This window comes from Streptomyces sp. NPDC002055, assembly GCF_040296705.1.
In the GTDB taxonomy this organism is placed as follows: Bacteria; Actinomycetota; Actinomycetes; order Streptomycetales; family Streptomycetaceae; genus Streptomyces.
This window is the reverse complement of sequence record NZ_JBEOXS010000019.1, coordinates 63,800-73,635: the sequence shown is the minus strand read 5'-3', so window position 1 is coordinate 73,635 and position 9,836 is coordinate 63,800. Positions and strand designations below refer to the sequence as shown.

The following is a 9,836-nucleotide window of genomic DNA, read 5'->3' as shown; positions in this document are numbered from 1 at the left end:
ATACTGGGATTGAACCAGTGACCTCTTCCGTGTCAGGGAAGCGCTCTCCCGCTGAGCTAATCGCGCGGGTGGGTGCGGCATCGAAAGATACCGCGGGTGATGCAGGCGGCCCTTACGGGCCCAGTGGACGATACTGGGATTGAACCAGTGACCTCTTCCGTGTCAGGGAAGCGCTCTCCCGCTGAGCTAATCGTCCGAGGTGGAGACGGGATTTGAACCCGTGTAGACGGCTTTGCAGGCCGTTGCCTCGCCTCTCGGCCACTCCACCAGCGTGGGAGTCCGAGGACCCCCATCGAGCGGACGACGAGATTCGAACTCGCGACCCTCACCTTGGCAAGGTGATGCTCTACCAACTGAGCCACGTCCGCAGTTGCCTCCCCCGGAACACGCCCGGGAGGTGCTGTCCCCGGTGCGCTTCCGCGTCCCGGCGACGTGTTGAACTCTAGCGGATTCCTGGGCCAGCTCAAATTCCGTTTCCCCAGCGTGCTGCGCTGCTCTCCGCCCGGACCGCGCGACGGACCGCGCCCGGGGCGCGCCGGGGGTGCCCGCCATAGACTCGCAGCCGTGTACGACCTCGCCCCTCTGGCTCGCTTCGGCCCTCTCGTCGCCACCGACCTGCGCGACGTCACCAGCGACCCCGCAGCCCTGGACTCGGCCGGTTTCTGGGCCGTGACCGCGGACTTCGAGGGCCGGCTGGTCTGCGCCCGGTTCGCGGACGTACGGCGTGAACCCGTGCCCGAGGCGGTGCCCGGGGCCTGGCGCGGTCCGGCGCCCGGCGACTGGACGTCCTCCCTGGACCGCGCCGCGTACCGGGCCGGGGTCCACCGGATACGGGAGTGCATAGCGGCCGGCGAGGTCTATCAGGCGAACCTCTGCCGGGTGCTGTCCGCGCCGCTGCCCGACCCGGCCGGGGCGGATGTCGACGCGCTGACCGCGCTGCTGGCCCGCGGCAATCCGGCGCCCTACGCGGGCACGGTCCGGCTGCCCGCGCACGGCGTGGAGGTCGCCACCGCCTCGCCCGAGCTCTTCCTGCGCCGCTCCGGCCGGACCGTGGAGTCCGGGCCCATCAAGGGCACCGCGCGCAGCGCCGAGGAGCTGCTGGAGAAGGACCACGCCGAGAACGTGATGATCGTGGACCTGGTCCGCAACGACCTGGGCCGCGTCTGCGCCACCGGCACGGTGACCGTCCCGGCACTCTGCGCCGTCGAGGAACACCCCGGCCTGGTGCACCTGGTCTCCACCGTCCGGGGCGAGCTGGCCGAGGGCGCCGGCTGGCCGGAGGTGCTGGCGGCCGCCTTCCCGCCCGGCTCGGTCACCGGCGCGCCCAAGAGCAGCGCGCTGCGGATCATCGAGGCACTGGAGAACGCACCCCGCGGCCCGTACTGCGGCGGCATCGGCTGGGTGGACGCCGACCGCGGCACCGCCGAGCTGGCCGTGGGCATCCGGACCTTCTGGGTGGACCGCGAGGCTCCCGGCGGCCCGCTGCTGCGGTTCGGCGCCGGGGCCGGAATCACCTGGGGCTCCGACCCTGAGAGAGAGTGGGAGGAGACCGAGCTGAAGGCCGCCCGGCTGCTGGCGGTAGCGTCGGGGGCTTACCGTGAAACCGGAGGAATCGTACGGTGAAGATCTGGCTCGACGGAAAGCTGCAGGACGCCGGTTCGGCGCGGGTCTCCGTCTTCGACCACGGCCTGACCGTCGGGGACGGCGTCTTCGAGACGATCAAGGCGGTCGAGGGCCGCCCCTTCGCGCTCACCCGCCACCTCGACCGGCTCGCCCGCTCCGCGCGCGGCCTCGGGCTGCCCGACCCCGACCGGGACGAGGTGCGCCGGGCCTGCGAGGCGGTGCTGGCGGCCAACCCGATGGCGCTCGGCCGGCTGCGGATCACCTACACCGGCGGGCTGTCGCCGCTCGGCTCGGACCGGGGCACCGGCGGACCGACGCTGGTCGTCGCGCTGGGGGAGACGACCCGCCGGCCCGACACCACCGCGGTCGTGACCGTGCCCTGGACCCGCAACGAGCGCGGCGCGCTGACCGGCCTGAAGACCACCTCGTACGGAGAGAACGTGGTGGCCCTCGCCCGCGCCCGCGAGCACGGCGCCTCGGAGGCGCTGCTGCCCAACACGGCGGGCCGGCTCTGCGAGGGCACCGGCGCCAACGTCTTCGTCGTGCTCGACGGCGAGCTGTACACCCCGCCGCTGTCCGCCGGCCCGCTGGCGGGCATCACCCGGGCACTCGTCGTGGACTGGGCCGGTGCCACCGAGGCCGATCTGCCGCAGGACGTGCTGGAACGCGCCGACGAGGTCTTCCTGACGTCCTCGCTCCGCGATGTCCAGGCCGTGCACCGGGTGGACGACCGCGAACTGCCCGGCGCGCCGGGGCCGGTGACGGCCAAGGCCATGCGGATCTTCGACGAGCGGTCGGCCGCGGACTTCGACCCGCGCTGACGGCCGGCCCGCCGCGGTGCCCCGGTCCGTGCCCGCCGGTCGCTTCGGCGAAATCGGGTGACGGCGCGGCGCCGAGCCGGTAGAACCCACGCATGACCACCACTCTGCGGCCCACGGGGCTGGAACAGCACGATCCGGACGGTCTGCGGGCCCGCGGCTACGAGGTGTGCGTCAACGGGCGTCCCGTCGGCACGGTCCGCCTCTCCACCGACGAGCGCTTCGGCCCGTCCGTCGGACGGATCCGGGAGCTGCGGATCGACGAGCCGGACCGGCGGCGCGGCCGGGCCACCGTCGCCGCGCTCGCCGCCGAGGAGGTGCTGCGCGGCTGGGGCTGCCGCCGCGCCGAGGTGAGCGTTCCCGCCGGTGCCGGGGCCGCCGTCGCGCTGGCCGCCGCCCTGGGCTACACCGAGCGCAACCGCGGCATGGTGAAGCAGCTGCCCGAACAGCCGCCGTCGCTCGCCGACGGGAGCGCGGCCCGCCCGATGTCCGCCGCGGAGTACCCGGCCTGGCGGGAGGCCGGGAAGCGCGGCTACGCGGAGGAGTGGATCGCGCGGGGCGTTCCCGCGGAGCAGGCGTGGGCCAAGTCCGAGGCGGACGAGGCCGCTCTGCTCCCGGACGGCCTGGACACCGCCGGTGCGGTCGTCCGCGTCCTGTCCCACCGCGGCACCGACGTGGGCACCCTCTGGCTCTCGCTCGGCGAGCGCCTGCCCGACGGCACGGACGCCTTCGTCTTCGACGTCGAGGTGGCCGCCGAGCACCGCGGGCGGGGCCACGGGCGCTCCCTGATGCTGCTGGCCGAGCGGGAGTGCCGGGCCGCCGGAGCCGCCCGGCTGGGGCTCAACGTCTTCGTGGACAACACCCCCGCGCTCCGGCTCTACGAGTCCCTCGGCTACGCGCCGACCGGCCATCACCTGACCAAGACGCTGCTCTGAACCCGGCCGTCGGCGCCGTGTGGCGGGCCGGTGGTCCGGCGCCCGGTCGGTCCTGTCGGCCCGGTCAGTCCTGCCGGGCGAGCAGCCGGTCGGCGATCTCCGTGATCCGCTCCCGCAGGCCGTCCTGGCCCTTCCCGCCGTCCAGCCGCTCGCCGTCGATCACATACGTCGGTGTGCCGGTGACGCCGATCGCCTTTCCCTCCGCCTGGTCGGCGTCCACGATCAGCAGGTGGCGGCCGTCGATCAGGGCGGTGTCCATCTCCTCGGCGTCCAGGCCGAGTTCGCCGGCGATCTCGACGAGCAGCGGCTCGCCCCGCCGCGCCAGCTCCTCCGTGCGCTCCAGGACGGCCTCGATGTACGCCCAGCCGCTGCCCTGGTCGGCGGCCTCCTCGGCGGCCTGCGCGGCCGCGTAGGCGTGCTTGTGCCGTTCCAGGGGGAAGTGCCGCAGCCGCACTTCCAGGGCGTCGCCGTAGTGGGCGCGGAGGGCCCGCAGGTCCTCCAGGGCGGTGCGGCAGTCGGGGCACTGCAGCTCGCACCAGATGTCGAGGGTCGCGCGGGCGGGGGTGGTGAGGCTCATGACGCCAGTCTCCCAGCCGCGGGGGACGCCCCGGACCCGGGTCACCGAGCCCCGCCCGTCGCCGCGCCCTCGGGGAGCCGCGCCCCGGGGAGTCGCGGGCCGGGCGAGGTTCGGGACAGGCCCGCGCCGTGCGTCCGGCGAAGAGCCGGGACGGGCCCGGAACCGCCCGGCGCACGCGCCAGCGGCGGGAACCGTCCCGCGATCCGGGCGCCCGCGGTCCACGGCTTGAGGGGCAGGCATCCCCCCGAGGCCGGACGGCACCCCTGAGATCTCCCGGAGACCGGCCCCGGGGCATGGCACGGGCCTCGGCAGGCGGTGCACGATGGGGAGGCGGGGGTGCCGCACCACGGGGAGGAGTGGACATGACCGTCACGTCCGGCGGGAGCACGCGATGCTGACCACGACCGTCTGTGTGGCGCTGTCCGCGGCGGGTCTCGCCGTCGCGATCCTCACCGCGTACCGCCGCCGGTTCCTCCGCGCGACGCGGATCGCCGCCTTCGCGCTGATCCCGGTGGGCCTGGCCATGGCCGGGCTGGCGGATCTGCTGGCCGACATCGGCACCGCCATCGGCGACTGGGCCGCGGGCCTGGTCTTCGAGCCCCAGGTCTGGGCGGGCTTCGCGGTCCTGGCCCTGTCGGCCGTGCTCTTCGTGACCGTCCGCCTCGTCGGCCGGCGCCGCAAGGGCTCCGCGGAGCCCGACGCCGTCGCGCGCCCCCGGTCCGCCGGAGCGGTCGAACCCGCCCCGCCACCGGGCTCCGGGCGCCCCGCGGCACGCCCCGGAGGCAAGGCCGCGCCGAAGAAGGGCGAGGACGACTTCGCCGATATCGAAGCCATCCTCAAAAAGCACGGCATTTGACGAACTCCCCACCCATACGAGCGTGTTGGCGCTCATGGGGTCGGGCGGCTGCGCCATCATCTGCGCGAGATGAACGACGACCTCGCCTCCGCGGGCACCGACCCGCTGGCCCCGCCCGCCGGGAGCCCCGCCGCCGAGACACGCGGCTGCCTCTTCGCCCTCTCCCAGCCGCCCCTGATGCTGTTCCTGACAGTGATCGGCACGTTGCTGCTGTTCGGGGCGCTCTACGACCTCAACTGACCCGGGTCAGTCCCCGGCCTCCCGGCGTCGCGCCCGGTAGGCGGCGACATGCAGCCGGTTGCCGCAGGTGCGGCTGTCGCAGTAGCGGCGGGACCGGTTCCGCGACAGGTCCACGAACGCGCGCCGGCAGTCCGGCGCCTCGCAGCGCCGCAGCCGTTCCCGCTCGCCGTCGACCACCAGGAAGGCCAGCGCCATGCCGCCGTCCGCCGCGAGATGGTCGGCCAGGGAGGCCCCGGGGGCGAAGTAGTGCACATGCCAGTCGTAGCCGTCGTGGTCGGTGAGCCGGGGCGTGGTGCCCGCGGCGGCGACCATCGCGTTCAGCAGCTTCACCGTGCCGTGGGTGTCGGTGGCCGCGAAGACCTCGGCGAAGCGGTCGCGGACCTCGCGCACGGCCGCCAGATCCTCTTCCCCGAGGGCGCCCGCGTCGCTGATGTCGTGCTCGTCGACGAACCGGCGCAGCGCGGCGGTGTCGGCGAGAGCGTCGGCCCCGCCGTCCTCCGGCGCGGTGTTCACCAGGTCGACGACGGCGTCCAGGGCGCACCGGGTGTCGTGGTTGATCAGCACGGTTCGCTCCCTGGCCGGTGGTCGGGCGGCTGCGTCGGCGGCCCCGGACATCGGCCGACCCTATCGCCCGCAGCGCACCGGCGCCTTCGCCGCGGTGTGCCGCGCGGCGAAGGCGCCGGTGTCTGCGCCCTGCGGTGTTCCGGGCCCGTGCCGTCGCCCCGAGTCGGACGGCTACGAGCGGTGAGCGTGTCGGGTGGTGGTTCCCTGCGTCACCTTTCGGACGGAGGCCGGCTCAGCTTTCGGCCAGGATGTGGGAGAGCTCGGTGTCGAGATCGAAGTGACGGTGCTCGGTGCCCGGTGGCACCGCTGCGTCCGTCCGCTTGAGGAACGATTCCAGGGCCCGCGCCGGGGCCTCGAGCAAGGCTTCGCCCTCCGGGGAGCTCAGGGCGATGCACACCACGCCCTGGCCGTGACTGCGGGACGGCCACACCCGGACGTCGCCGGTACCGGTGGGCCGGTGCAGGCCCTCGGCGAGGAGGTCGCGGGCGAACACCCACTCGACGGTCTCCTCGGCTCCGGTGTGGAAGGTGGCGTGCACGGCGTAGGGATCGGCCGTGTCATACCGCAGGCCCGCCGGAACGGGCAGGGAGGATTCGCTCGACACAACGAGGCGCAGGTGCAGCTCGCAGCTGACCGTGGTGTTCATAAGCGCCAAGGCCTTTCGCTCAGTGTGCGCTCGGGGATTCGCACGTCGGCGAAATCGACATGCCACCTACGGTGTCGTTGTAAACCCCTCTGACCGTTTTGAGACCGTTCAGGTACCCCGTACGGCGGAGTCGCGTGTCATCCTCGGCGCCCATTCCGGTGACGCTTCACGGTCGGGTAGGTTGGGCCGCATGAATGCGGAGAGTGACGAGCGACGGAAGGCCGCCGGCCCGGCGGACGCCGGCGCTGCGGGGGACGGTACGCAGGGGGACGTCGAGAAGGTGGACGGCGCGCACGAGGAGCCGGCGCTCGGCTCCCGGGCGCCGCGGTTCATCAAGGCATCCAAGCCGCTGCATCTGAGCTGGCAGGTGGGTGTTTTCCTGGTCGGCCTGGCGGTGGTCGTGGGTGGCGTGATCATGCTGCCGCTGCCCGGTCCGGGCTGGCTGGTGATCTTCGGTGGCATGGCGATCTGGGCCACCGAGTTCGTCTGGGCGCAGCTCGTGCTGCGCTGGACGAAACGGAAAGTGACCGAGGCGGCGCACAAGGCGCTCGATCCGCGGGTGCGCCGGCGCAATATGGCACTCACCGCCATCGGTCTGGCGATCATTGCGGTCGGCGTGGCGATCTACGTCTCGAAATTCGGTTTCGAGATGCCGTGGAAGGTCGGTCAGTGAGCTTCGGCTGACCCCGGGGTGGTCAGGAGCATCCGTTGACATGCGGTAATGTTTCCTCTGCGCCCGGGCGATTAGCTCAGCGGGAGAGCGCTTCGTTCACACCGAAGAGGTCACTGGTTCGAACCCAGTATCGCCCACCACCGACCGAGGGTCCGAAGGCTTCAAGCCTTCGGACCCTCGGTCTTTTCGCTGCCGGGACGCCTCCGGGCGGGCCGCCCGGCTCCACCCGGACGGCCCGGACCGGTCAGCGCATCCGCCCCAGCGTGTCCCGCACCCTCCGGGCGTCCCGCAGCCGCTGCTCGTACGTCGCGCCGACGGCGAGCAGCAGCAGACCCGCGACCGCGGGCGGCAGCCAGCGGGGGAGCGCGTCGACCACCTGGACGATGTACGGGGCGAGCTCGTGCAGCGCGACCAGGCCCAGCACCGTCCCGCCGAGCAGCAGCGGCGCCCGGAGCCGCCACCGCGCGCCGGCCAGGGTGAGCCCCAGCGCGGCCATCCCCAGCAGCAGCGGGCGCAGCCAGTGCGGGTCGCTCCAGGCGGCGGCGAGACTCGGCAGCAGCGTCGCCGCCAGCCCGGGGCCGTACGCCGCCCAGGAGGACACCGACGGGTCCCGGCGGCGCCGGAGGAGCCCCAGGGCGAGCGCGGGGACGGTCACCGGGAGCGTGTACGCCTCCGGGGTCGCGACGCCGTACGCCGCCAGCCGCACCCAGGTCGCGCACACCAGCAGCGCGGCGGCCGCGTGGGCGGCGGCGCGGCGGTCCGGCCGCAGCGCGGTCCCGGCGGCCAGCAGGCCGGCCAGCGCGAGGACCGCGGCGAGGGCCGGCGCGTCACCCGCCGCGAGACCGACGGCCAGGAGCGCGGTGCCGTAGGCCGCGCACTCCACGGGCAGCCCCGCCGGGAGGGCGCGCAGCCGCGCCGCGACGGACGCGGCGACGGCCGCCACCCCCAGCACCGCGAACGCCGTCCGGGGGGCCGGCAGCCCTGCCGCGGCGCCCAGGGCGACGGAGAGCCCCGCCGCGCACACCACCGCGGCCGTCGCCGTCACCGGCTGCCGCGGACGCCCGGGCGGCGCCGCAGCGGCCGTGAGGGCCACCAGCAGCGAGCCGAGCACGCCGAGCGTCACCGACTCGTCCGCCAGCCCCCAGCCCACGGCGACGAGGCCGGTGACGACCGCGCAGACCAGTGCGGCCGGCGCGGAGGGAACGCGGCCGAGCGTCGCCGAGGCGATCAGCAGCACCGCGGCCTGGGCCACGAGCAGTGCCACCGCGACCGGATACGGCAGGTCCAGGGCGACCGGCAGGACCGTCCCCGCCGCACCGAACAGGGCCACCGCCGCGCCGGACAGCGCCGCCCGCCGGGGCTCCGCCGCCACCGCGCGGCGCACTCCGAGGGCCACGGCCGCGACCGCCGCGAGCACGGCCGGGACGGCGAGCGTGGCCTGCCACGGCGATCCGCCGCCGACCGCGGCCAGGGCCCCCTCCGGCGCGCCCGCCCACACCCGGTCGAGCCTGCCCAGCGGTCCGAGGGCGACGGCGGCTACCACCGGCAGCGTCCAGAGCACCGCCGCCGCGTGCACCGCGGCCGCGGTACCGGCGAGGCCCGCCGCCACCGCGCGCTGTCGCGGCAGCGCGCGGGCCGCCGGCAGCAGCAGGGCCGCGGCGAGCACGGGGCCCAGGACCGCCCACTGCCCCGGCAGCGCGAACCGCAGCACCCCGCCGGTGGCCACCACCGCGCACAGGCCGCTCGCCGCCGCCGGGCACACCGCTGCCCGGGATCCGGCACCGGAGGACGGGCGCCGCCAGGCCGCGCCCAGGCCCAGGGCCGCGCCCACCAGCAGCAGCCCGGCGGCCCGCACCGCGGTACCGGCCGTGGGCGCGGTGACCGACAGGACGCCGGCCAGGAGCGCCCCCACGCCGCCCGTCACCGCACCGGACACGGCCGCCACCGGCCGCGCCCCGGGGGCGTGGCAGCGAAGCACGAGCACCAGGTCGAAGGCCGCCGTGCCCAGCAGGGCGGCACCGAGGCCGAACGGACCGGCGTCCGCCACCGCCCACAGCGGCAGCGGCAGCTGGGCCAGCGCGACCGCGACCGGGGACGGCAGCCGGAGCCCGGCGCCGGGGCCGGGCGCGGGACCGCCGAGCCACCGGCCGTAGGCCGCCCAGCCCGCCGCCAGCACCCCGCTCACCACGGCCGTGTAGCCGGTCCCGTCGGTTCCGGGCAGCGCCACCCGGTGGAGCGCGTACGCATCCAGGGCCAGCAGCACCAGTGCCAGGCAGGCCACCGACTCCGCGGTCGAGGTCAGGGACCGGCGCAGCAGCAGCGCCGGCGTGCCCAGCGCCGCCAGCGTCAGGGCGCCCAGGACGGCCGACCGGCCGCCGATGCCCAAGTGCCCCCAGCTGACGACCGTGAAGGCGGTCACCGCGATGGCGAGCAGCACACCTCCCAGCCCCAGCAGCAGGTTCTGCACCGTCGGCGGCTGCGTCTCGCCGCGCGTGCGGGCGGGGGCCGCGGCGGCCGGAACGCCCCAGGCCGGAACCGGGCCCATCCGGTGCAGCCGCTCCAGCAGTTGGCCGCGGAGCGCGAGCAGCCGGGAGCGTTCCCCCTCCACCCGGGCCAGCGCGAGGTCGAGTCGGCGCAGTTCGTTCTCCAGGCCCGCTCGCCCGGACTCCGCCGGGCCGGCGGGCGCGGGCGGGTTCCCCTGCGGGTCCGGGGCGGCGGCGGGTGACGGATTGTCCATGACAGGCGAGTCTGGTGCCGCGGTCGCGGCCGGGACATGGGTATCCGTACTCACCCCGGCTGAGTACGTCGCCGTGCCGGCGGCGGATCCGGCGGAGGAGGGGCGTCCGCTTCGGGCTCCCCATACGTGCCGGGGTGCCGGGACCCGAGGGCCGCCGCGGCCTGCGC

The 9,836-nt window shown here is 75.2% G+C and carries 10 protein-coding genes and 4 tRNA genes; 7 read left to right on the top strand and 7 right to left on the bottom strand.

Translation table 11 applies throughout. The features are described from left to right. Positions 1-124: 124 nt before the first annotated feature. The 3 genes from ABT112_RS14490 to ABT112_RS14480 all read right to left on the bottom strand — a co-directional run bounded on the left by ABT112_RS14490 (position 125) and on the right by ABT112_RS14480 (position 368). A tRNA-Val gene (locus ABT112_RS14490) sits at positions 125-196 on the bottom strand. A gap of 1 nt (position 197) precedes the next feature. Next, positions 198-268 (bottom strand) — tRNA-Cys (locus ABT112_RS14485). A gap of 27 nt (positions 269-295) precedes the next feature. Next, positions 296-368, bottom strand: a tRNA-Gly gene (locus tag ABT112_RS14480). A 196-nt stretch (positions 369-564) separates the two neighbouring features. On the opposite strand from ABT112_RS14480, the gene ABT112_RS14475 reads away from it, so the two are divergent. From ABT112_RS14475 to ABT112_RS14465, 3 genes are all read left to right on the top strand, one after another. After that, a complete protein-coding gene (locus ABT112_RS14475; RefSeq protein WP_351509275.1) occupies positions 565-1,623 on the top strand; it encodes a chorismate-binding protein in 1,059 nt (352 codons plus the stop codon). Beyond that, the gene (locus tag ABT112_RS14470) at positions 1,620-2,444 is read left to right on the top strand and encodes an aminotransferase class IV (RefSeq protein ID WP_351509273.1); all 825 of its coding nucleotides are present in this window, start codon (positions 1,620-1,622) and stop codon (positions 2,442-2,444) included. Before ABT112_RS14475 ends, ABT112_RS14470 begins: the two co-directional genes overlap by 4 nt. Before the next feature lie 92 nt (positions 2,445-2,536). Continuing rightward, complete coding sequence (locus ABT112_RS14465; RefSeq protein WP_351509271.1) at positions 2,537-3,376, top strand: GNAT family N-acetyltransferase; 840 nt, start codon at positions 2,537-2,539, stop codon at positions 3,374-3,376. A gap of 64 nt (positions 3,377-3,440) precedes the next feature. Here the strand turns inward: ABT112_RS14465 and ABT112_RS14460 are convergent, their stop codons facing one another. After that, positions 3,441-3,953 carry a DsbA family protein gene (locus ABT112_RS14460; RefSeq protein ID WP_351509269.1) on the bottom strand — a complete coding sequence of 171 codons (513 nt, stop codon included), beginning with the start codon at positions 3,951-3,953 and terminating at the stop codon, positions 3,441-3,443. Between the two features lie 391 nt (positions 3,954-4,344). On the opposite strand from ABT112_RS14460, the gene ABT112_RS14455 reads away from it, so the two are divergent. Both ABT112_RS14455 and ABT112_RS14450 read left to right on the top strand, forming a co-directional pair. Then, positions 4,345-4,809, top strand: a complete 465-nt coding sequence (locus tag ABT112_RS14455) for a hypothetical protein (protein ID WP_351509267.1) — start codon at positions 4,345-4,347, stop codon at positions 4,807-4,809. Positions 4,810-4,878: 69 nt separating this feature from the next. After that, entirely contained in the window at positions 4,879-5,049 is a 171-nt protein-coding gene (locus tag ABT112_RS14450) for a hypothetical protein (RefSeq protein ID WP_351509266.1), read from the top strand. A 6-nt stretch (positions 5,050-5,055) separates the two neighbouring features. Here the strand turns inward: ABT112_RS14450 and ABT112_RS14445 are convergent, their stop codons facing one another. Further along, positions 5,056-5,613 (bottom strand): CGNR zinc finger domain-containing protein, encoded by a 558-nt coding sequence (locus tag ABT112_RS14445; RefSeq protein WP_351509264.1) that lies wholly within the window; start codon positions 5,611-5,613, stop codon positions 5,056-5,058. A gap of 232 nt (positions 5,614-5,845) precedes the next feature. After that, complete coding sequence (locus ABT112_RS14440) at positions 5,846-6,259, bottom strand: SsgA family sporulation/cell division regulator (RefSeq protein WP_003959770.1); 414 nt, start codon at positions 6,257-6,259, stop codon at positions 5,846-5,848. 190 nt (positions 6,260-6,449) lie between these two features. On the opposite strand from ABT112_RS14440, the gene ABT112_RS14435 reads away from it, so the two are divergent. Further along, a complete protein-coding gene (locus tag ABT112_RS14435; protein WP_351509262.1) occupies positions 6,450-6,932 on the top strand; it encodes a TIGR02611 family protein in 483 nt (160 codons plus the stop codon). 65 nt (positions 6,933-6,997) lie between these two features. Then, positions 6,998-7,072, top strand: a tRNA-Val gene (locus ABT112_RS14430). A 104-nt stretch (positions 7,073-7,176) separates the two neighbouring features. On the opposite strand, the gene ABT112_RS14425 is transcribed toward ABT112_RS14430, so the two are convergent. Continuing rightward, positions 7,177-9,669: an SCO7613 C-terminal domain-containing membrane protein gene (locus ABT112_RS14425; RefSeq protein WP_351509261.1), complete on the bottom strand. Its 2,493-nt coding sequence runs from the start codon at positions 9,667-9,669 to the stop codon at positions 7,177-7,179. Between the last annotated feature and the right edge of the window lie 167 nt (positions 9,670-9,836).